The 21,249-nt window shown below is 74.0% G+C and carries 16 protein-coding genes; 7 read left to right on the top strand and 9 right to left on the bottom strand.

The features are described from left to right. Window positions 1-36: 36 nt before the first annotated feature. Together lpdA and ACIP93_RS10895 are read right to left on the bottom strand one after the other, a co-directional pair. Window positions 37-1,425, bottom strand: a complete 1,389-nt coding sequence (gene lpdA, locus ACIP93_RS10890) for a dihydrolipoyl dehydrogenase (protein ID WP_345223593.1) — start codon at window positions 1,423-1,425, stop codon at window positions 37-39. Window positions 1,426-1,718: 293 nt separating this feature from the next. Then, window positions 1,719-3,266 carry a leucyl aminopeptidase gene (locus ACIP93_RS10895; RefSeq protein ID WP_401757465.1) on the bottom strand — a complete coding sequence of 516 codons (1,548 nt, stop codon included), beginning with the start codon at window positions 3,264-3,266 and terminating at the stop codon, window positions 1,719-1,721. 291 nt (window positions 3,267-3,557) lie between these two features. Between ACIP93_RS10895 and ACIP93_RS10900 the strand changes: the two genes are divergently transcribed. The 5 genes from ACIP93_RS10900 (at window position 3,558) to ACIP93_RS10920 (ending at window position 11,032) form a co-directional block, all read left to right on the top strand. Beyond that, window positions 3,558-5,789, top strand: coding sequence for a hypothetical protein (locus ACIP93_RS10900; protein ID WP_401757467.1), 2,232 nt, complete (start codon window positions 3,558-3,560; stop codon window positions 5,787-5,789). 287 nt (window positions 5,790-6,076) lie between these two features. Beyond that, the gene (gene pelF, locus ACIP93_RS10905) at window positions 6,077-7,615 is read left to right on the top strand and encodes a GT4 family glycosyltransferase PelF (protein ID WP_401757469.1); all 1,539 of its coding nucleotides are present in this window, start codon (window positions 6,077-6,079) and stop codon (window positions 7,613-7,615) included. Between the two features lie 31 nt (window positions 7,616-7,646). Continuing rightward, on the top strand, window positions 7,647-9,041 hold the full coding sequence (locus ACIP93_RS10910) for a hypothetical protein (protein WP_401757471.1): 1,395 nt from the start codon (window positions 7,647-7,649) through the stop codon (window positions 9,039-9,041). A gap of 549 nt (window positions 9,042-9,590) precedes the next feature. Next, window positions 9,591-10,244, top strand: coding sequence for a spherulation-specific family 4 protein (locus ACIP93_RS10915; RefSeq protein WP_401757473.1), 654 nt, complete (start codon window positions 9,591-9,593; stop codon window positions 10,242-10,244). Further along, the gene (locus ACIP93_RS10920) at window positions 10,241-11,032 is read left to right on the top strand and encodes an endo alpha-1,4 polygalactosaminidase (protein WP_401757475.1); all 792 of its coding nucleotides are present in this window, start codon (window positions 10,241-10,243) and stop codon (window positions 11,030-11,032) included. Before ACIP93_RS10915 ends, ACIP93_RS10920 begins: the two co-directional genes overlap by 4 nt. A gap of 13 nt (window positions 11,033-11,045) precedes the next feature. Here ACIP93_RS10920 and ACIP93_RS10925 read toward each other — a convergent pair whose 3' ends face one another. Further along, window positions 11,046-11,864: an adenosylcobinamide-GDP ribazoletransferase gene (locus tag ACIP93_RS10925; RefSeq protein WP_401757477.1), complete on the bottom strand. Its 819-nt coding sequence runs from the start codon at window positions 11,862-11,864 to the stop codon at window positions 11,046-11,048. 76 nt (window positions 11,865-11,940) lie between these two features. Here ACIP93_RS10925 and ACIP93_RS10930 point away from each other — a divergent pair, with 76 nt between their 5' ends. Then, window positions 11,941-12,684, top strand: a complete 744-nt coding sequence (locus ACIP93_RS10930; RefSeq protein ID WP_345223613.1) for a hypothetical protein — start codon at window positions 11,941-11,943, stop codon at window positions 12,682-12,684. Here ACIP93_RS10930 and ACIP93_RS10935 read toward each other — a convergent pair. The 4 genes from ACIP93_RS10935 to ACIP93_RS10950 form a co-directional block, all read right to left on the bottom strand. Further along, window positions 12,645-13,466 carry a hypothetical protein gene (locus ACIP93_RS10935; RefSeq protein WP_401757479.1) on the bottom strand — a complete coding sequence of 274 codons (822 nt, stop codon included), beginning with the start codon at window positions 13,464-13,466 and terminating at the stop codon, window positions 12,645-12,647. The genes ACIP93_RS10930 and ACIP93_RS10935 overlap by 40 nt on opposite strands. Window positions 13,467-13,477: 11 nt before the next feature. Further along, a complete protein-coding gene (locus ACIP93_RS10940) occupies window positions 13,478-15,289 on the bottom strand; it encodes a phosphatidylglycerol lysyltransferase domain-containing protein (protein ID WP_401757481.1) in 1,812 nt (603 codons plus the stop codon). A gap of 144 nt (window positions 15,290-15,433) precedes the next feature. Beyond that, window positions 15,434-16,543, bottom strand: coding sequence for a nicotinate-nucleotide--dimethylbenzimidazole phosphoribosyltransferase (gene cobT, locus ACIP93_RS10945; RefSeq protein WP_345223619.1), 1,110 nt, complete (start codon window positions 16,541-16,543; stop codon window positions 15,434-15,436). 55 nt (window positions 16,544-16,598) lie between these two features. Further along, window positions 16,599-17,792 (bottom strand): bifunctional adenosylcobinamide kinase/adenosylcobinamide-phosphate guanylyltransferase, encoded by a 1,194-nt coding sequence (locus ACIP93_RS10950; RefSeq protein WP_401757484.1) that lies wholly within the window; start codon window positions 17,790-17,792, stop codon window positions 16,599-16,601. An 81-nt stretch (window positions 17,793-17,873) separates the two neighbouring features. On the opposite strand from ACIP93_RS10950, the gene ACIP93_RS10955 reads away from it, so the two are divergent. Continuing rightward, entirely contained in the window at window positions 17,874-18,080 is a 207-nt protein-coding gene (locus ACIP93_RS10955; protein ID WP_345223623.1) for a hypothetical protein, read from the top strand. 174 nt (window positions 18,081-18,254) lie between these two features. On the opposite strand, the gene ACIP93_RS10960 is transcribed toward ACIP93_RS10955, so the two are convergent. Together ACIP93_RS10960 and ACIP93_RS10965 are read right to left on the bottom strand one after the other, a co-directional pair. Beyond that, window positions 18,255-19,379, bottom strand: a complete 1,125-nt coding sequence (locus ACIP93_RS10960) for a S1C family serine protease (RefSeq protein ID WP_401757486.1) — start codon at window positions 19,377-19,379, stop codon at window positions 18,255-18,257. A 50-nt stretch (window positions 19,380-19,429) separates the two neighbouring features. Beyond that, complete coding sequence (locus ACIP93_RS10965) at window positions 19,430-21,229, bottom strand: ABC transporter ATP-binding protein (RefSeq protein WP_401757938.1); 1,800 nt, start codon at window positions 21,227-21,229, stop codon at window positions 19,430-19,432. Window positions 21,230-21,249: the final 20 nt, after the last annotated feature.

The raw sequence follows: 21,249 nt of genomic DNA on the forward strand, positions 1-21,249 counted from the left end.
GGGGAAGTAGGTCGTCGCGCCCATGACGGAAACCTATTAGTCGTGGGAGTGAAGCGGCTTGCCGGCCAGGGCCAGGTGGGCCTCGCCGAGCGCCTCGTTCTGGGTCGGGTGCGCGTGGATGAGCTGCGCGACCTCGGCCGGCAGGGCCTCCCAGTTGTAGATGAGCTGCGCTTCGCCGACCTGCTCGCCCATGCGGTCGCCGACCATGTGGACGCCGACCACGGCACCGTCCTTGACCTGGACGAGCTTGATCTCGCCCGCGGTCTTCAGGATCTTGCTCTTGCCGTTGCCGGCCAGGTTGTACTTCAGGGCGACGACCTTGTCCGCGCCGTAGAGCTCCTTGGCCTTGGCCTCGGTGATGCCCACGGAGGCGACCTCGGGGTGGCAGTACGTCACCTTCGGCACGCCGTCGTAGTCGATCGGCACGGTCTTCAGACCGGCCAGCCGCTCCGCCACCAGGATGCCCTCGGCGAAGCCGACGTGCGCGAGCTGGAGGGTCGGGACGAGGTCGCCGACCGCCGAGATGGTCTCGACGTTCGTGCGCATGTACTCGTCGACCAGGACGTAGCCGCGGTCCATCGCGACGCCCTGCTCCTCGTAGCCCAGGCCCTGGGAGACCGGGCCGCGGCCGATGGCGACCAGCAGCACCTCGGCCTCGAAGGTCTTGCCGTCGGCCAGCGTGACCTTGACGCCGTTCTCGGTGTACTCGGCGCTCTGGAAGAAGGTGCCCAGGTTGAACTTGATGCCGCGCTTGCGGAACGCGCGCTCCAGGAGCTTCGAGCTGTTCTCGTCCTCGACCGGCACGAGGTGCTTGAGGCCCTCGACGATCGTGACGTCCGCGCCGAAGGACTTCCACGCCGAGGCGAACTCGACGCCGATGACGCCGCCGCCCAGGATGATCGCCGACTCCGGGACCCGGTCCAGCACGAGCGCGTGGTCCGAGGAGAGGATGCGGTTGCCGTCGATCTCCAGGCCCGGCAGCGACTTCGGCACGGAGCCGGTCGCCAGCAGGACGTGGCGGCCCTGGACGCGCCGGCCGTTCACGTCGACGGAGGTGGGGGAGGACAGCCGGCCCTCGCCCTCGATGTACGTCACCTTGCGGGAGGCGACCAGGCCCTGGAGGCCCTTGTACAGGCCCGAGACGACCTCGTCCTTGTACTTGTGCACGCCCGCGATGTCGATGCCCTCGAAGGAGGCCTTCACGCCGAACTGCGCGGACTCGCGCGCCTGGTCGGCGATCTCGCCCGCGTGCAGCAGGGCCTTCGTCGGGATGCAGCCGTTGTGCAGGCAGGTGCCGCCCAGCTTGTTCTTCTCGATCAGTGCGACGTCGAGGCCCAGCTGGGCTCCGCGCAGCGCCGCGGCGTAACCGCCACTGCCACCGCCGAGGATCACTAGGTCGAAAACGGTGCTGGCGTCGTTCGCCACGTCACGTCCTCCATGCATGTGCGCCACTCGCCGGTCGTCGACGACCGGGCGGCGGGGGTGTACGGCCGCTTGTTGTTCGGCCCTGTGGTGGGGGCCCTGTCCTGCCGGTAAACCATCTTCGCACTTGTTCACGGATGGCGGGACGCCGGGCCGGGTTCCGGGACGGGGCCGGGGCCGGGTCTCCGGGGTGAGCGATGCGTACGTACGTACAAATATTTCGTTTAGGGCGAAACCGTACGTAAACGCACCCGCGACCCCGGGCACGCCGGCCCGGGGTCGCGGTGCGGGAGCGACTAGCCGAGGTCGCCGGCGGCGGTGCGCTCCGCCAGCTTGACCAGGGTGCGGATCGAGGACCCGGTGCCGCCCTTGTGGGTGTAGCCGTACGGGGCGGCCTCGTGGAAGGCCGGGCCCGCGATGTCCAGGTGCGCCCAGGCGATGTCCTCGCCGACGAACTCCTGGAGGAACAGGCCGGCGACCAGGCCGCCGCCCATCCGCTCGCCCATGTTGGCGATGTCGGCGGTGTCGGAGTTCATGCCCTTGCGCAGCTCGGCGGGGAGCGGCATCGGCCAGGACTGCTCGCCGACCTCCTCGGCGATCTCGTGGATCGCGGTGCGGAAGGACTCGTCGTTGCCCATGATGCCGAAGGTGCGGCTGCCCAGCGCCATCATCATCGCGCCGGTCAGGGTGGCGACGTCGACGATCGCGTCCGGGTGCTCCTCCGAGGCGCGGGTCAGCGCGTCGGCCAGGACCAGCCGGCCCTCGGCGTCCGTGTTGAGGACCTCGACGGTCTTGCCGGAGTACATGCGCAGCACGTCGCCGGGGCGGGTGGCGGTGCCCGAGGGCATGTTCTCGGCGAGCGCCAGCCAGCCGGTGACGTTGACCTTCAGGCCCAGCCGGGCGACGGCGACGACGGCGGCGAACACGGCGGCGGCGCCGGCCATGTCGCACTTCATCGTCTCGTTGTGGCCGGCCGGCTTCAGCGAGATGCCGCCCGAGTCGTAGGTGATGCCCTTGCCGACGTACGCCAGGGACTTCTCGGCCTTGGCGTGGGTGTAGGAGATCCTCACCAGGCGGGGGCCGTGCGCGGAGCCCGCGCCGACGCCCAGGATGCCGCCGTAGTTGCCCTTGACCAGGGCCTTCTCGTCCAGGATCTGGATCTTGAGGCCGTGCTCCTTGGCCGCGGCCTGGGCCACGGCCGCGAAGGACTCGGGGTAGAGGTCGTTCGGCGGGGTGTTGACCAGGTCGCGGGCGCGGTTGATCTCCTCGGCCAGCGCGACCGCCCGCTCGGCCGCCGCCTTGAAGGCCTTGTCGCGCGGCTTGGCGCCGAGCAGGACCACCTCGGCGAGCGGCAGCTTGGCGTCCTTGCCGCCGGTCTTCTTCGCGTCCTTGCCGTCGGCCTGGTTCTGGTCCTGGTACGCCGTGAAGTTGTACGCGCCGAGCAGCGCGCCCTCGGCGACCGCCTCCGCGTCCTCGACCGACTCGACCGGCAGCGCGAAGCCGGCCTTCTTGACGCCGGTCAGCGCGCGGGCGGCGGTGCCCGCGGCGCGGCGCAGGGCCTCGGCCGCGAACGTCTCGTCCTTCTCCGGCACCGGGCCGAGGCCGACGGCCACGACCAGCGGGGTCTTCAGACCGGAGGGGGCGGGCAGCTTCGTCAGGTCACCCTCGCCGCCGGAAGCGCCCAGGGTCTCCAGGACGGAGGCCAGCTTTCCGTCGAACGCCTTGTCCACGGCCTCCGCGCCGGCGGCGACGACCGGGCCCCCGAGGCCCTTGGCGATGCCGACGACGAGCGCGTCGGCGCGCAGCGTCGCGGCGCCGGAGGTGCTGAGAGTGAGAGCAGTCACGGTGGTGAAATCTCGCTTCCTGGGTTCCTGGGGGCGGCGGGAATGTGCGCCTGTCGGACGAGCCTACGCGCGGTCGGGTCCTTCGATCACGGGGGCGACCCGTTCACTCGTCCGTGGTGTCTCTCCGAGGTTCCGGGAGCGCGGAGCGTAAACCGTGCGTCACACTCTTCGCAGGACTTGCAAAGGATCAGGGAATTGCTTTGCAGGTCGTTCACATGTCTCCCGTACGGCGTCCACTTTCGGCTTTCGGCGCTGTATACGGAGAGCCTTCTAGGGGGAGGGGAGTACGCCATGGCGTACGCGAAGAACACATGGGGCGCGACGCGCGCGGGCAGAGCGGGAGCGGCGATAGCCTCCGCGGGCCTGCTCGTCGCGGTGATGACCGCAGCGCCCACCGGAGCGGTCGCCGCAGAGGCGGCACCGGCTCCGCGCATCGATCTGAAGGTGCTCGTCGTGGACGACGGCGGCGAGGCCGTCGCGGCCGTCACCGACGAACTGCGCAGCACCGGAGTGCCGTTCACCACCGTGAAGCTCGGCCAGGCCGGGCGCCCCGTGATCAACGCGGCGTTCCTCAGTGACACCGTCAGCGGCCGGGCCCGCGCCAAGTTCCAGGGCGTGGTGCTGCCCAACGAGGCCCCGTTCGGGGCGGGTTCCGCCGAGTCGGCGGCCCTGACGGCGTACGAGAAGACCTTCGGGATCCGGCAGGTCGACGCCTACACCTGGTCCCACCCGGGCGTCGGCCTCGACTACACCGACCAGCAGGGGTACGCCGGACCGCTGGACGGCGTCGACGCGGCGGTCACCGCCGCGGGCCGGGCGGGCCCGTTCAAGTACCTGGACGGGCCGCTGAAGTTCGAGGACAACTCGCCGTCGGTGGTGGAGAGCTACGGCTACGCGGGCCGCCCGCGCGCCGGATACACCAGTTACCTGGACATCCCGGTCGCCAATGGGGCGAGCCGGGCCAGTCTGGTCGGCGAGTACACCGCCGACGGACGCAGCGAACTGGTCGTCACCTTCGCGTACAACAAGTACCAGAAGCAGTTCCGGGTGCTGGCGCGCGGTGTCGTGGACTGGCTGACCCAGGGCGTGCACCTGGGGCAGAGCCGCAACTACTTCTCCGTGCACGTCGACGACGTGTTCGCGCCGGACGCCCGCTGGAACAGCCGGCTGAACTGCACGCCCGGCGACTTCGACTGCGCGGGCGGTGAGAACGAGAGCGAGAACCCGATCCGGATGACCGCCGCCGACGCGCAGTACGCGGCGCAGTGGCAGAAGCGTTCCGGCTTCCTGCTGGACCTGGTCCACAACGCCGGCGCGGGCGAGGAGTGGAAGGCCGGGCACGGCGGCACGGACGCCCTGACCGGTCAACTGGTGGCCGACCGCGCCCAGTACCGCTGGATCAACCACACGTACACGCACCCCTTCCTCGGCTGCACGCAGGACAACACCGTCGTCCCGTGGAAGTGCGCGACGGACGCGGCCGGCACGACGCTCTGGATGAGCCGGGCGGAGATCTCCAAGCAGATCTCCGACAACCACAAGTGGGCCGTCGCCAAGGGCATCCCGGTCGACAGGTCCGAGCTGGTCACCGGTGAGCACTCCGGGCTCAGGACCCTGCCGCAGCAGCCGGTCGACAACCCGAACCTGGCGGGCGCGCTCGCCGACAACGGGGTGAAGTGGATCGCGAGCGACGCCTCGCGCGAACCGCAGCAGCGCGGCGCGGGCGCGGCCCTGACCGTGCCCCGGCACCCGATGAACGTGTACTACAACGTCGGGACCGCCGCCGAGATGGCCGACGAGTACAACTGGCTCTACACCTCCCGGGCCGACGGCGGCAGCGGCGCCTGCGAGGACAACCCGCTCTCCACCTGCCTGGACGAGCCGCTGGACGTGGAGACCGGCTACGCCGCGTACATCGTCCCGCAGGAGGCCCGCACGGCGCTGAACCACGTGGTCGCCAACGACCCGCGACCGCACTACGTGCACCAGTCCAACCTGGCGGAGGAGAAGCTGCTCTACCCGGTCCTCGACAAGACCCTCGCCGACTACCGGGCCCTGTTCGCCGACAACACCCCCGTGGTCAACCCGCGCCAGAAGGACGTGGGCGTCGAGTTCACCCGGCGCGCCGCCTGGGACAAGGCGCTCGCCGGCAACAAGGTGACCGCCCACCGCATCGGCGACACCGTCACCGTGCAGGCGCCGTCCGGGGTGGTCGCGCCGATCACCGCGCCGGCCGGCACCAGGAAGCAACTGCTGCTCGGCACGGGCGCCTTCGGCACCGCCTACGCGGGGGCGCTCTCCGGCTGGGACGCCCCGGCCGCCCTCCAGTCCGCCGTCACGCTGAGGCTCCCGGCGGCCCCGGCCCCGGCTCCCGCCGCCCCGGCCCCGGCCACGAAGATCCCGGCCACGAAGGCCCCGGCCACGCGGGTTCCGGCGCTGCGCGCGCCGGTCGCCAAGGTCACCCCGGCGGCCCCGCCCGCCCCGGTCCAGCCGCTCGTCCCGCAGGAGAGGGCCGGCCACTAGCGGCCTGCCGGGGCCGCTTCGGCCCCGGCCCGGAGGCCGCTTCGGCCCCGGCAGCACAGCACCGTCGCACCATCCGGCGGGGGGGGGGGGGGGGGGGGGGGGGGGGGGGGCGCCCCCCCGCGCCGGCGCGGGGCGCGTGGAGAGCCCCACGCTGGGGGGCGGGGGGGCCGGCGGGGGGCCGCGCGCGCCCCCCCCCCCCCCCCCCCCCCCCCCCCCGGGGCGCCCCCCCCCCCCCCCCCCCCCCCCCCCCCCCCCCGCCCGCACAACTGTTCTGGGGGAACACCACCATGAGCCGTGGGCGCCATGTCAGCATGCTCACCGAAGGCACTTATCCACACGTCCAGGGGGGTGTCAGTACCTGGTGCGACCAACTGGTGCGCGGCATGCCCGACGTCGACTTCCACCTCGTCTCCCTCACCGGCAGCGGCCGTGAACCCGTCACCTGGGAACTTCCGCGCAACGTCCACGACCACACCGTCGTCCCGCTCTGGGGCGCACCGGACGGCGCCCGCACCCCGCGCCTGTCCCGCCACGAGAAGCGCGACTTCCTGGCGACGTACGAACGTTTCCTGCTCTCCTTCCTCGACCCCGCCCCGGGCTGCGACTTCGGCCAGGAGCTGTTCGCGCTCGCCGCGCTGGCCCGGCGCGGGCGACTGACCGCCGCCCTCTCCGGGGAGGCCGCGCTGCGCACCCTGCTGGCGGTGTGGACCCGCCCCCACCTGGACACCGCGCGCGCCCGCCCCACCCTGCACGACGCCCTCATAGCCACCGACCTCCTGGACCACCTGCTGCGCCCGCTGGCCGCCCGCCTGCCCGACGGCAGCATCGCGCACGCGGTCAGCAGCGGTCTGGCCACCCTCCCGGCGCTCGCCGCCCAGCACTTCGACGGCGCGCCCTTCCTGCTCACCGAGCACGGCATCTACCTGCGGGAGCGTTACCTCGGCTACCGCTCGGCCGCCCAGCGCTGGCCGGTGAAGGCCCTCCTGCTGGGCTTCTACCGGGAGCTCAACTCGCTCGGCTACCGCCAGGCCGACCTGATCACCCCGTGCAACCAGTACAACCGGCGCTGGGAGGAACGCGGCGGCGCCGACCCCGAGCGCATCCGCACCGTCTACAACGGCGTCGACCCCCAGCTCTTCCCGCACGCGGGCCCCGAACCCGAGGTCCCCACGCTCAGCTGGGCGGGCCGCATCGACCCGATCAAGGACCTGGAGACCCTGATCCGGGCGTACGCGATCTGCCGGGCGGAGCTGCCCGCCCTGCGCCTGCGCCTGTTCGGCGGAGTGCCCGAAGGCGGCGAGCCGTACCGTACGACCCTGGAGAAGCTCGCCGCCGAGCTGGGCGTCACCGACGGCATCAGCTACGAGGGCCGCATATCCGACGTCGCCCGGGCCTACGGCGCGGGCAGCGTCGTCATGCTCTCCAGCATCAGCGAGGGCTTCCCCTTCAGCATCATCGAGGCCATGTCCTGCGGCCGCACCACCGTCTCGACGGACGTCGGCGGGGTGCGCGAGGCCGTCGGCGACACGGGCCTCGTCGTCCCCCCGCGCGAACCGGAGGCCATGGCGAGGGCCACCCTCCAGCTCCTGCGCGACGACCGACGCCGCGCGGAACTCGGCGAGTCGGCACGGCAACGGGTCATCGACCAGTTCACCCTGCGCCGCTCCGTCGAGGGGTTCCGCCGCATATACGAGGAGCTGGACGGCGTTCCCGAGCAGGTCGGCCGGACGCTGCACGACGTGGCGGCACTGGCCGAGGACTGGACGATGCAACTGCGGCTGCCGGACCCGTGGCGGGCGATGGCGGCGGACGGGACGACGTGGTGAACACCCTGACGGGGCCGGGGGAGGAGACCTCATGAGCGGGCCCTTGTGGCTCACGCCGGACGACCGGCAGGACACCCTGCCGGTGATTCCCCGGCCGCGCCCCCGCTGGGCGGCCGCCGACGACCCGGTGGACGAACTCGCCGAGCGCCTGCGCGACATGATCGAGGCGGCGGTGCACCCGGACGAGATCGCCGCGATCCTGGAGTCCGACGGCATGACGGACGACCACATCCGTCTCACCTACGGCCGCCGGAACTCCTTCGAACTCGCCGAGGACCTGTACGACCGCGTGCCGCGCACCTATCCGGAGCCGGTCCGCGCCCCCGGCGACCCGTGGCACGTCGCGCTGCTGCCGTGCCTGCTGCGCGGGCTCGTCTTCGCGCTGCCCGGTCTGGCGTACGTCCTGGGGGCGCCGTTCGCGACGGGCGCGGCCCCGGTCGCGGTGCTGCTCGCCGGGGCGCTCACCGGCTGGGCGTGGAACCAGGCGCTGGCCCACCGGGCGTACACCTGGCTCGGGCTCGGCGACCGCCCGGCGGCGGCCCGCGCCCTGCTGGTGGGGGCCCCGCTGGGCGCGCTCGCCGGCACGGGCGTGGCCTGCGCGGCGGCCGGCGCGGGGGAGGGGCCCGCCGTCGCGTTCGCCTCGGTGCAGGCGCTCTACCAGGCGGCGGCCACCGTGCTGCTGGTCCTGGGGCGGGAGCGGCTGCTGCTGGCGGCGCTCGCGCCGATGTCGGCGGGCGCGGTCGTGGCGCTCGCGTACGACGTCCCGGACCCGGCGCGGCTGGTGCTGCTCGCGGTGTCGCCGCTGGCGGTGCTGGTGCTCGCGGCGGGGGAGCTGCTGCGCGGGGCGGCCGGGTCGCGCCGCCCACGTCCGGGCGGTCCCCGGCTCCTCGCCTCGCTCCCGTACGGGGTCTTCGGCCTCGCCACCGGTGTCCTGGTGCTGTACGCGGCCCTGGACGGGGCGCCCTCCGGTGCGGCGGCGGCCCCGGGCGCGGTGGCGCTCACGCTGAGCATGGGGCCGGCGGAGTGGCTCCTGCACCGGTTCCGCAGCGGGAGCCTGGCGGGGCTGCGGGGGGCGACGACCCCGGGGGAGTTCCGGTGGGCGACGCTGGGGACGCTGGCCCGGTGCCTGGGCCAGTACCTCGCGGTCCTGGTGGTGCTGGCGGCGCTCGGGACACTGGTGTGGCCCCGGGCGGGCGGCTTCGACGGGACGCGCTTCCTGGGCCTGCTGCTGATCGGCACCCTGATGTGGACCGGCCTGCTCCTCCAGGCCTTCGGGGCGGTGCTGGTGGCGGCGGGGGTGTGCGGGGTCGCGGCGCTGGCGGTGCTCTGCGGGGCGGGCTCCCTGCTGGCGCCGGGGGGTGCGGCGCTGCTGCTGGCCGCGCTGGCCTTCGCCCGGCTGGGCAGGGCGACGGCTCACCGGGGATGAGGGACGCTGTGGCATCGCTGTGCATCGGATACCCCTCCGCTTCCGGTTCCGCCGGGCGCGGCACCCTCTGGCGCACCGGTGCCACACGCGTCCCCCCGAACCCCCTTGGGGCGACGGGTCGCCCTTCCCCTTCCCTCGCCCCTTTGGGTGTCACAGCCGCCCTCCACCCCGGCCCCTTGGGCTTCGCCCCCGCCCCCTTGGGCGACGGGGCCGCCCCAAGGGGGCGGGACGGGCGGGCAAGGGGGCGGCCCCTCCCGCTCCCGGCCCGCCCGGGTGCCGCCCCCACGCAAGCGCCTGCGCCGGGCGAGGTGCTCCGCAAAGGCCGAGAGCTCAGCCCCGTACCGGACGCACAGCCCCGCCCGGCTCGGGCAGAGAGGCCCCGGACCCGCCCCTTTCCCTGAAGCGCTCGCCGCGCGGCTGCCTCCGGTTCACTGCGGACGCGTCGTGGCCGGTCGCGCAGTTCCCCGCGCCCCTGACGGGGCGGTCCCGCGTCCCCGGAGTACACCCAGGTATGTGCCCAGCAAGATCCCACCCCCCCCAAGGACCCCCGTGCGTCAGCTCCTCGTGCCGTACTACGAGCACCCCACCGCCCGCCCCACCGCCTGGCAGACCCTCCTCGCGTCGCCCCGCCTCTACGGCGTGATCCTCAATCCGGCCAGCGGCCCCGGCACCGCGGCCGACCCGGCCTTCGGTGACGTCGCCGACCGGCTCCGCGCCACCGGCACCCGGGTCCTCGGGTACGTCGACACCGACTACGGACGCCGCCCCCACGCCGAGGTCGTGCGCGACCTCCTGCGCCACCGCGACTGGTACGGCGTCACCGGCGCCTTCCTCGACCAGGTCTCCGCCGGCCCCGAGGCCCTCGCGCACTACCGCCGTCTCGCCGTCGCCGCCCGGGCGGCCGGCGCGGGCTCCCTGGTGCTGAACCACGGCACGCACCCCGACCCCGGCTACCTCCGCCTCGCCGACGTCCTCGTCACGTTCGAGGGGACGTGGGAGACGTACCGCACCGCCGAGCAGCCCCCCGCCTGGACGCGGACCTGCCCGGCGGACCGCTTCTGCCACCTGGTGTACGCGGCCGACACCGACCTCACCGCCCTCGCCGCCGAACGCGGCGCCGCCCTGCACTGCGCCGTTCCCGGCGACGGCGTCCACCCCTGGGGCACCCTCCCGCACGGACTCGGGGCGGTGCGGCCCCGATGAGACGCCTCCTGGCCGTGGTCCTGCTGCTGGCCGCGGCCGTCGCCTGCACCGCGCCGCCCGGCCCCGCCCCCGGCCCCGCCCCGAGCGGGTCCCGCTGGCAGCCCCGCCCCGGCACGCCCTGGCAGTGGCAGCTCAGCGGCGAGCTCGACCTGACCGTCGACGTCCCCGTCTACGACGTCGACGGCCACACCACCTCCGCCGACCAGGTCGCCGCCCTGCACGAGGAGGGGCGCAAGGTCATCTGCTACCTCTCCACCGGCGCCTGGGAGGACTTCCGGCCCGACGCCGCCCGCTTCCCGGCCGAGGTCCTCGGCGAGGGGAACGGCTGGGAGGGCGAACGCTGGCTGGACATCCGCCGCACCGACGTCCTGGAGCCCCTGATGGCGGCCCGCGTCGACATGTGCCGCGCCAAGGGCTTCGACGCCGTCGAGCCGGACAACATGGACGGCTACGACAACCGGACGGGCTTCCCGCTCACCGCCGACGACCAGCTCCGCTACAACCGGCTCATCGCCCGCCTCGCCCACGAGCGGGGCCTCTCGGTCGGCCTGAAGAACGACCTCGACCAGATCCCCGAGCTGCTGGGGGACTTCGACTTCGCCGTCAACGAGCAGTGCGCCGAGTTCGAGGAGTGCGCGCTGCTCACGCCGTTCATCGAGGCGGGGAAGGCCGTCTTCCACGTGGAGTACGAGCTGCCCACGGCTCGTTTCTGCCCCGAGGCCCGGAAGCTGGGCCTCAGCTCGATGCTGAAGGAGTACGAACTCGGGGCGTGGCGCCGCCCGTGCTGACCGCCGCCGGGCCTCACCCCAGCGCCAGCACCACCAGCGCCGCCGTGGCCGCCGCCTCCGCCAGCGCCCCGAACACATCCCCCGTCACCCCGCCGAACCTCCGCACACAGTGCCGCAGCAGCACCTCGGCGGCACCGAGAGCCACCGCCACCGCCACCGCGCAGTGCACCGCCCCGACGACCCCGCCCGGCACCAGCCCGGCGGCCGCGCACACCACCGTGACGGCGAGCCCCGCCCCCGCGGCCGCCCGCACCGGCACCACCCCGGCGACCGCCGCCCCCAGCCCCTCGGGCCGGGCGGCGGGCACCCCCGCGCGCGAGGCGAGCGTGAGCGCCAGCCGGGCGGCGACGGCCGCCACCAGCGCCGCCGCCATGCCGGCCGCCACCCCTCGCGCGTACAACTGAGCCAGTACCGCCACCTGGGCGAACAGCGTGAACAGCAGGACGACGACGCCGAACGGGCCGATGTCGGACCGCTTCATGATGTCGAGCGCGACCGGCGCGGGCTTGGCGCTGCCCAGCCCGTCGGCGGTGTCCGCGAGCCCGTCCAGGTGCAGTCCCCGGGTGAGCGCGGCCGGCACGGCGGCCGACGCCACGGCGGCGAGCAGCGGCCCGGCCCCCAGGAGCAGCAGCACACCGCCCAGCGCCGCCGCGCACAGCCCCACCACGGCCCCCGCGACCGGCGCGCACAGCATGCCCGTACGGGCGGCCTCCCGGTCCCAGCGCGCGACGCGCACGGGCAGGACGGTGAGGGTGCCGAAGGCGAACCGGAGGCCGTCCACGAGGGAGGACGTGGGGGAGGACGCGGGGGTGGAGGGAGGAGGAGTGGTCACCGGCCGCAGGTTATCCCGCACCTCCGGCCGGTAAGTTGCCCGTAGCGCGTAAATCAGACAAAGCGGAGTGGGTTGCATGGGTCACTGGCTGTACCGGAACATCGTCGAGCCGGGCAAACTCCCGCTTTTCCTCGCGCTGACCTCTTTCGTGCTGTCCTTCGTGGTCACCCGCACCATCACCCGGCTCATCCGGGCCGGCAAGGGCCCCTTCCGCAACGTCACGCCCGGCGGCATGCACATCCACCACGTCGTGCCCGGCGTCGTCCTCTCCACCGTCGGCGGCTTCGGCGCGGTCGCCAGCGGGCGGCACGGGGTGGGGTCCGCGATCTGCGCGGTGATCTTCGGCGTCGGCGCCGGTCTGGTGCTGGACGAGTTCGCGCTGATCCTGCACCTGGACGACGTGTACTGGTCGGAGCAGGGGCGCACCAGCGTCGAGATCGTCGTCCTGACGGCGGCGCTGGTGCTCCTGGTGCTCACCGGTTCGCTGCCGTTCGGGGTGAACGACCTGACGGAGGAGGAGGCGCAGAGCCGGGGGCTGCTGTTCCTGAACGTGGCCGTCAACGCCCTGTGGTCGGTGGTGGCCCTGCTCAAGGGCAAGGTGCGCACCGCCCTGTTCGGCATCGTCGTGCCGCTGGTCGGCCTCGTCGGCGCGGTCCGTCTCGCCCGCCCCAACTCGCTGTGGGCGCGCCGCTTCTACCGCAGGCGGCCCAAGGCGCGTGCCCGCGCCCTGCGCCGGGTCTACCGGCACGACCGCCGCTGGACCCGGCGCGTGCGCGCCGTTCAGGACTGGATCGGCGGAGCCCCCTCGCCCCGGTCGTGAGGCGGAGCCCCTTCGCCCCGGTCGTGAGGCGGAGCCCCTTCGGCCCGGTCGTGAGGCGCAGTCCCTTCGACCCGACCGTCATGTGCAGTCCCTTCGCCCCGGTGCCGGGGCTGCCCCCGGTGCTTCCTCCGGCGTCGTACGGCCGCCTCGATCAGCATCAGCACGGCCACCCCCAGCAGCGCCGCGATGTGCTCCTTGCCCGCCAGGTTCGTCTTGACGATCACCTCGACGACCATCGCGACGACGACCGCCCCGCCCGTCCAGTACGCCCCGACCCGCCGGCACACGTACAGCGCCAGCCCCACCACCGCCGCCGAAGGGCCGGTGTCCATGACGTGCTTGTCGGCCTCCGGCAGGCCGATCGGGCTGCCGGGCCCCAGGGCGACGCCCAGGCGGGCGTACATCGTGCCGGACAGGGTGGCCACGTACGCCAGGAAGAGCGTCTTCCAGCGGCCGAGGCAGATCTCCGCGATGCCGAACACCAGCAGGATCTGGGCGAGGGCGCCCCACACCGGCAGGTCCAGCGCCGGTACGAACAGCGACAGCGGGGTGCGCACCAGCGACAGCAGCAGCGGGTCGCCGGAGCGCACCGAGCCGATGTCCTGCACGAACTGGTAGCCCCAGGACTGGTTCTGGACGGCCTGGAACGTCGCGCACAGGGCGACGGCCGCGAGGGTGAGCGGGATCGCCCGCCATCGGCGGGTGACGAGCGCCCCGCGCACCCGCGCGGCGAGCCCGCCCCACTCGCGACGGGCGAACCGGCGCAGGGGAGAGGCCGGCACGGCCGTGACGCTCACCCTCTCCGCCCCGTCCCCAGGTGCCGGCGGTGCATCCACTTGGGCAGGCCCGGGGCTTCCAGGAAGCCCTCGGCGCGGCCGGCGGCGACGCCGATGCGCAACAGGTCGGAACTCTTCTCGAAGAGCATGAAGCGGGGCTCCCAGATCGGTCGGTACTTGGCGTTGGCCCGGTACAACGACTCGATCTGCCACCAGCGCGAGAAGAAGCTCAGCAGCGACCGCCACAGCCTCAGCACCGGTCCGGCGCCGAGGCGTGAACCACGTTCGAAGACCGACCGGAACATCGCGAAGTTGAGCGAGACCTGAGTGATCCTGATCTCCGGGGCGTGCTGGAGGAGTTCGATGACCATGAACTCCACCAGTCCGTTCTCGGAGTCCCGGTCACGGCGCATCAGGTCCAGCGACAGTCCCCTGGGCCCCCACGGCACGAAGCTCAGCACGGCCCGCAGGGCGCCGTCGCCGTCGAAGCACTCCAGCATCACGCAGCGTCCGTCCGCCGGGTCGCCGAGGCGTCCCAGCGCCATCGAGAAGCCGCGCTCGGTGGCCCCGTCGCGCCAGTCGTCGGCCTTCTTCAGCAGTTCGGCCATCTCCGCCCCGGGGATCTCCTCGTGGCGGCGGATGCGGACGGTGTACCCGGCGCGCTTCACCCGGTTGTAGGCCTGGCGCACCGTGCGCATGGCGCGGCCCTCCAGGGTGAACTCGGCCGTGTCCACGATCGCCTCGTCGCCGAGTTCCAGGGCGTCCAGGCCGTGCCGGGCGTAGATCGTGCCCGCCTCCTCGCTCGCGCCCATCACCGCGGGCACCCAGCCGTGCTCGCGGGCCTCCGTCAGCCACGGCTCGATCGCGCCCGGCCAGGCCTCCGGGTCGCCGATCGGGTCGCCCGAGGCGAGCGAGACGCCGCCCACCACGCGGTAGGTGACGGCGGCCTTCCCGGTCGGCGACCAGATGGCGCTCTTCTCCCGGCGCAGTGAGAAGTACCCGAGGGAGTCGCGGTCGCCGTGCTTGTCCAGCAGCGCCCGCAGCTTCTCCTCGTCCTCCTCCGACAGCGGGTCCACGGCCCGCCGGGAGCGGAACGCGGCCAGCAGCACGCCGATCAGCAGGGCCGTGCTCATGATGTTGATGAGGACGTTCACCCAGCCCGGCGTCATGATCCCGGCGAACTGGTCCTCCGGCGCGGCGATCGAGATCAGCCGGGCCGCGCCGTAGCGCCAGCGCTCCAGGAAGGTCGAGGACCGCGCGCCGTGCGAGGCGGTGTTCGTGACCGTCACCAGCAGCGCCGCGAGCAGCGAGGCGACCAGCAGCCCGCCGACGGCGACGGCCGTCGCCAGCTTCGGATTGGACCGGTCGCCCTTGGCGTAGAACTCGCGGCGGCCCAGCAGCAGCGCCACGAAGAACGCCCCGGTCAGCCCCAGCGACACCCAGTTGCGCGCGTACTGCCGCACCTCGGGGAAGAGCATCACCAGCGCGAACAGCAGGAACAGCAGCCCGCTGAGCACCGTGTTGAGGAGCCACGCCGCCCGCTTGCGCCGCCGCAGGGTCACCGCCATGACGAACGCGAAGAGCCCGGACGCGAAGCCCGCGGTGAGCAGGTACGGGGTGAAGTTGTCGCCGTCGTTGTGCCGGCGCAGGTCGTTGCCGAGGGAGACCCACACCGCGCTCAGGAAGCAGATGAAGGTGACGATCCGCAGGTACCAGACGGCGAACCCGGCACTGCGCCGCGACAGCGGAGTGCTCCGCCGCCCCAGGGGCGTCCTGGCGGTTCCGGACGCCGTGGATGCTTCTTCGGTGGCCAAGCGGACATCTCCCATGAAACGCGATGATATGGGTCATTGCGTGGTACGAGAGGACCGCCCGGCCGGTGCGGACGGGGGGTGTCGACGGGTGGGTCGACGCAGGCGCCGACAGGTGTGACGGCGGGGGTCCGGGCGGACCTTCCCGCCCGGACCGCCCGCTCAGTCGGCGGCGACCCCGTCGCCGGGGCCGTCGCTGTCGGCAGCCATGTCCTTCTCGTCGGCCTTCTCCCGCACCGGCAGCTCCGCGGCGAGCGCGGCGGCGGCCTGAACGAGGGGGAGTGCCAGCAATGCCCCGGTTCCTTCCCCCACAGTGACGCCCTGGTCGAGGAGAGGGTTGAGCGCCATCCGGTCCAGTGCCTTCGCCTGCGCCGGCTCACCGCTGACGTGCCCCGCCAGCCACCAGTCCGGGGCCCGGAACGCGGCCCGCTGCGCCACCAGCGCGCACGCCGCCGACACCACGCCGTCCAGGATCACCGGGGTGCGCCGCACCGCGCACTGCAACAGGAACCCGGTCGCCGCCGCGAGGTCCGCCCCGCCCACGGCGGCCAGCAGCTCCAACTGGTCGCCGAGCACCGGCCGGGCGCGCCGCAGCGCGTCGCGCACCGCCGCGCACTTGCGCATCCACGCCAGGTCGTCGATGTGCGCCCCGCCGCGCCCGGTGACCACAGAGGCGTCCGTGCCGCACAGCGCCGCCACCAGCACGGCGGCGGCGGTGGTGCCGCCCACGCTGAGGTCGCCGAGCACCACCAGGTCGGTGCCGGCGTCGGCCTCCTCGTCGGCGATCGCCATGCCCAGCCGCACGGCCCGCTCCGCCTCCTCGACGGTCAGGGCGTCCTCGACGTCGATGCGTCCCGAGCCGCGCCGCACCCGGTGCCGTACGACCTCGTCGGGCAGCAGCTCCGGGTCGCAGTCCAGCCCGGCGTCGACGACGCGCACCGGCACGCCGAGGCGCCGTGCCAGCACCGCCACCGGGCTCTCCCCGTCCAGGGCCGCCCGCACCAGCCGGTGCGCGGAGGACGCCTCGCGCGCCGACACGTCCAGGGCCGCGACGCCGTGGTCGCCGGCGAACAGCACCACCTTGGCCCGCTCGACGGGCCGCACGGGCACGGCCCCCTGCGCGGCGGCCAGCCACTCGCCCAGTTCGTCCAGGCGGCCCAGGCTGCCGGGCGCCACGGCGAGGTGCTCACGGCGGTCTTCGGCGTCACGCCGTACGCCGCTGTCGGGGCGTTCGATCAGGTCGGAGAAGTCGTCGAGATTCAGCGCGCTCATTCGCCGAACAGTACCGGCCGAACGGCGTGGACCCCCGGGCCCCGTGCCCCCCGCCTCAGCGCAGCACCAGGGCCTGCCCCGCCACCACCAGCAGGACGTGCTCGCACTCGTCCGCGAACGCGGCGTTCAGCCGCCCCAGTTCGTCCCGGAAGCGCCGCCCCGCCGCCGTCGCGGGCACCACCCCCGAGCCCACCTCGTTGCTCACCGCGACGACCGTGCGCCGTGTGGAGCGCACCGCGCCCACCAGCTCCGCCACCCGCTCCCGCAGTGCCCGCTGCCCGTCCGCCGCCCATCTGGCGTCGTCCCAGGCCCCCGCCCGGTCCATGGCGTCGGTCAGCCACAGCGACAGACAGTCGATCAGCAGCGGCGGTCCGTCCCCGCCCAGCAGTTCCGCCACCTCGCAGGTCTCCTCGGTACGCCAGGACGACGGCCGCCGGTCCCGGTGCAGGGAGATCCGCTCGGCCCACTCCCGGTCGCCGGCCCGGCGTCCGCCGGTCGCGACGTACACGACGTCCGGGAAGCCCTCCAGCCGCCGCTCGGCCTCCACCGACTTGCCCGACCTGGCCCCGCCCAGCACCAGCGTCCGGCGCGGCACGTCCGGCACCTCCTGGTACTCGCCCAGGGTGAGCGTCGTTCCGTCCGGCACCGTCCGCGCCCCGAGCGCGGCCAGCCGCCGGGCGGTCTCGCCGCCCGCCGGAACGTCATGGTCCAGATGCACGGCGACGACGTCGGTCGCCCCGGTGACCGCCCCCCAGGCCCGCAGCCGGGCGAGCGCGTCGGGCCGCCCCAGCACGTCCATCACCACCAGGTCGTACGGCCGCACCCCGCCCTCCCCGGCGGGCGACCCGCCCCGGGGCAGGTACAGCAGCCGGTCCCCCTCCTGGGAGGTGACCTCGTACCCCGTGCCGGGGGAGTCCATCGGGACCGCCCGCACCCGGTGCCCGCTGATCAGCGTCAACTCCTGTCCGTCCGGCACCCGTCCGGCCCGGGGGAGCCCCGGGGGCAGCTCCACGGGCGGCCCGTCGTGCGGATGCGTCAGCAGCACCTGCCGCACACCCCCCAGCGACTGCCCGGCGCGGGCCGCGGCGAGCGCCGCCCCCGGCGTCAGGTCCAGCAGCAGCGCACCGTCCACCAGCAGGGCGGTGGCGGCCCGCACCCGGTCGCCCCGGGCGGCGGCGCAGGTGGCGCAGGGGCAGTCGGGCCGGGGGAGACCGGCGGGGGCGGCAGTGCCGAGCAGAGTCGTTTCCACGCCCCGATCCTCCCGTGTCCTTGTGCGGGCTGCGCGCCCGGCTACGCTGCGAGCAGCATCGAGACGACCCGGGAGGCGTACATGGCGTGGACGTGGCGGTTCGAGACGGCCGACGGAACGGAAGTGCAACCGGCGGTCGAGCCGGAGGAGTTCACCACGCAGGGCGACGCGGAGTCCTGGCTCGGCGAGGTCTGGAAGGACCTCCTGGAGGGCGGCGCGGCCCAGGTGGTCCTCTCGGAGGACGGCAAGAAGATCTACGGCCCGATGAGCCTGAACGCGGAGGGCTGAGGCCCTCCAGGGGCGGGGCCGGGGCGGAAACCGGGGCCCAGGGGCGGAGCCCCGGCGGTGACCTCGGCCCGCCCCGCCCCTTCACCCGGTGGTGACCCCGGCCCGCCCCGCTCCCGCCCCCTCACCCGGCGGTGGCCCCGGCCCGCCCCGCTCCCGCACCCGCACCCGCACCCCTCACATCTCCCCGAGCGTCACCTCCGCCGTCTTCTCCGCCCCGTCCCGCTCGAAGGCGACCTTCACCTTCGCCCCCGGCCGCAACGAAGCCAGCGCCTCGCTCAGCGACGTCATCGTCGTGACCGGCTTCCCGGCCACCCCCACCAGCACGTCCCCCGCCTCGATCCCGGCCTTCGCGGCCGCCCCGTCCCGCTGGACGGCCACCACGGCCACCCCCGCGGGCCGGAGGTCCCCGCCCAGCACGGTCCGCGCGGAGATCCCCAGCGCGGCCCGCCCCGAGTCGGTGACCCGCCCGGACGTGATGATCTGGTCCGCCACCGTCCTCACCATCGACGCCGGGATCGCGAACCCGATGCCGGGCGCCGCCGATCCGCCCAGCCCCGGGTCGGTCGCCGCCAGCGTCGGAATGCCGATCACCCGGCCGTCCAGGTCGACCAGCGCGCCCCCGCTGTTGCCGGGGTTGATGGCGGCGGAGGTCTGCACCATGTTCCCGATGGTCGCGCCGGGGCCACCGCCCTGGCCCGGCTCGGTGACCGTGCGCCCCACCGCCGAGACGATGCCCTGCGTGACGCTGCTGGACAGCCCCAGCGGACTGCCCATGGCCAGCACGATCTGCCCGACCCCCACCTTCGCGGAGTCCCCGAGCCGGGCCGCCCTGAGCCCGGCCGGGACCTTGTCCAGCTTGACGACGGCCAGGTCCTGCTCGGGGTAGGCGGCCACCAGCTTCGCGGGCATCGGGTCGCCGCCCTTCGTCGCGACGGTGACCTCGAACGTCTTCTCCTCGCCCACCACATGGGCGTTGGTGACGATGTGCCCCTTGTCGTCGTACACGACCCCGGACCCGAGGCCGCTGCGCGCGTTGATCTGCACGACCGACGGCAGGACGTCCTCGATCACCCGCCGGTAGTCCGCCTCCAGCTGCCGGACCCCGGAGGACGGGGCGGCCCCGGTGGCGGCGTCGGACGCGGTGGGCGCGGCGGGCGCGGCCGCCCTCGGCGCCGGGTCCGAGCACCCGGCGGCGCCGGTCAGCAGCGCGGCGCAGGCGGCGAGGGGCAGCAGGGCCCGCCGGCGCGCGGCGGTCCGGCGCGGGGCGGCGGGGGCTCGGTTGCGGAAGCTGTCGTCCATGACGGGAGTCTCCCTTCGGTACGGGGACACGGCCCGCCGGAAGGGTCCGATCAGGGGACCGCGGGAGCCGCCGGCCCGGCGTCGGCAACGGTCAGGAACTGCGTCGCGGCCAGCTCTCCGTAGAGCGCGTCCCCCGCCACCAGCTCGCCATGCGTGCCTACCGCCCGTACCTTCCCGGCGTCCATCACCACGATCCGGTCCGCCATCGTCACCGTCGACAGCCGGTGCGCCACCACCAGCACCGTCGTCTCCCGCGCCGCCACCGCCACCGCGTCCCGCAGCGCCAGCTCGTTCACCGCGTCCAGTTGCGACGTCGCCTCGTCGAGCAGCAGCAGCCGGGGCCTGCGCAGCAGGGCCCGCGCGATCGCCACCCGCTGCCGCTCGCCGCCCGACAGCTTCGACCCCCGGTGCCCGACGACCGTCTCCAGGCCGTCCGGCAGCCGCTCCACCAGCCCGTCCAGCCGCGCCTTGACCAGGACCTCCTGGATGTCTGCCGCCGTCGCGTCCGGCGCGGCGAACACCAGGTTCTCGCGCAGCGTCCCCGCCAGCACCGGCGCGTCCTGCTCGACGTACCCGATGGACGCCCGCAGCTCGCCGAGCGGCCAGTCGCGCACGTCCCGGCCGTCGACCAGCACCCGGCCGCCGGTCACTTCGTAGAACCGCTCGATCAGCCCGAACACGGTGGTCTTGCCCGCCCCCGAAGGCCCGACGAAGGCCGTCATGCCGCCGCCCGGCACCTCGAAGTCCACCCCGTGGTGGACGTACGGCAGCTCCTCCCGGTACCGGAAGACGACGCCCTCGAAGGCCACCCGCGCGGGCCCGCCCGGCACCGCGGCCGAGCCGGTCCCCGTCTCCTCCGTCGCCAGGCGTTCCGCCTCCACGATCCGCGCGACCGCCGCCGAGCCCACCTGGTACTGGGTGGCGGCGTCCACCAGCTCGGAGATCGGGTCGATCAGGTAGAAGAGGAACAGCAGGAAGGCGATCAGCGAGGCCACCGAGATGTCGCCCGACGCGACCCGCGCCCCGCCGATCCCCAGCACCGCCAGGAACGACACCTGGACCGCGAGCCCGATCGAACTCTGCGCCAGCGACTGCCACTTGGCCGAGCGCACCCCGTGCCGCCAGGCCTCCTGCGCGGCGGCCTCCACGACCGCGGCCTCGCGTGCCTCGGCGCCCGAGGCCTTGACCGTGCGGAAGGCGCCGAAGACCCGCTCCAGGACCGTCGAGATCGCCCCGACGGCCTCCTGCGAGCGCTTGGTGGCCTTCGAGATCTTCGGCATGACGAACCCGACGGACCCGCCGATCAGCACGATCACCCCGAGCGTGACCCCGAGCAGCACCGGGTCCATCAGGCCCATCATCGCGATCGTCGCCAGAAAGGTGAGGCTGCCGTTGGCCGCCGAGACGATGGAACGGGTGGTGACCGTGCGCAGCAGCGTGGTGTCGGAGGTGATCCGCGACATCAGGTCGCCCGGCTGGGTGCGCTCCACCTCCGGCACCCGCAGCCGCAGCAGCCGGCCGATCAGGCTGCGCCGGGCGGCCAGCACCACGGACTCGGCGGTGCGCTCCAGCACGTACGAGCCCACCGCGTGCACGGCGGTGCCGAGCACCACCAGCACCGTCAGCAGGAGCAGGATCCCGGTGATCGACTGATCCCCGCCGAGCCGTTCGACGAGCGCCTTGGCGGCGAGCGGCTGGCTGAGCGCGGTCGCGGAGCCGACCAGGGTGAGCAGCGCGCCGAGCAGGACCGTCCAGCGGTGCGGCCGGAAGTGCCGGTACAGCTCCCGCCAGGTCTCCCGGGCGGGCAGCTTGGGCGTACCGGGCGTGCCGGACGCACCGTGGGCGTTCACCTGCTCGCCGGACGCCGGGA

Source organism: Streptomyces sp. NPDC088745, from assembly GCF_044751045.1.
GTDB lineage: Bacteria > Actinomycetota > Actinomycetes > Streptomycetales > Streptomycetaceae > Streptomyces > Streptomyces cremeus.

Coding starts and splice junctions, on each gene's coding strand:
- ACIP93_RS10920 (WP_401757475.1), top strand. CDS start 10,241: ATGAGACGCCTCCTGGCCGTGGTCCTGCTGCTGGCCGCGGCCGTCGCC.
- ACIP93_RS10955 (WP_345223623.1), top strand. CDS start 17,874: ATGGCGTGGACGTGGCGGTTCGAGACGGCCGACGGAACGGAAGTGCAA.
- ACIP93_RS10940 (WP_401757481.1), bottom strand. CDS start 15,289: ATGGGAGATGTCCGCTTGGCCACCGAAGAAGCATCCACGGCGTCCGGA.
- ACIP93_RS10930 (WP_345223613.1), top strand. CDS start 11,941: ATGGGTCACTGGCTGTACCGGAACATCGTCGAGCCGGGCAAACTCCCG.
- cobT (WP_345223619.1), bottom strand. CDS start 16,543: ATGAGCGCGCTGAATCTCGACGACTTCTCCGACCTGATCGAACGCCCC.
- ACIP93_RS10910 (WP_401757471.1), top strand. CDS start 7,647: ATGAGCGGGCCCTTGTGGCTCACGCCGGACGACCGGCAGGACACCCTG.
- ACIP93_RS10900 (WP_401757467.1), top strand. CDS start 3,558: ATGGCGTACGCGAAGAACACATGGGGCGCGACGCGCGCGGGCAGAGCG.
- pelF (WP_401757469.1), top strand. CDS start 6,077: ATGAGCCGTGGGCGCCATGTCAGCATGCTCACCGAAGGCACTTATCCA.
- ACIP93_RS10960 (WP_401757486.1), bottom strand. CDS start 19,379: ATGGACGACAGCTTCCGCAACCGAGCCCCCGCCGCCCCGCGCCGGACC.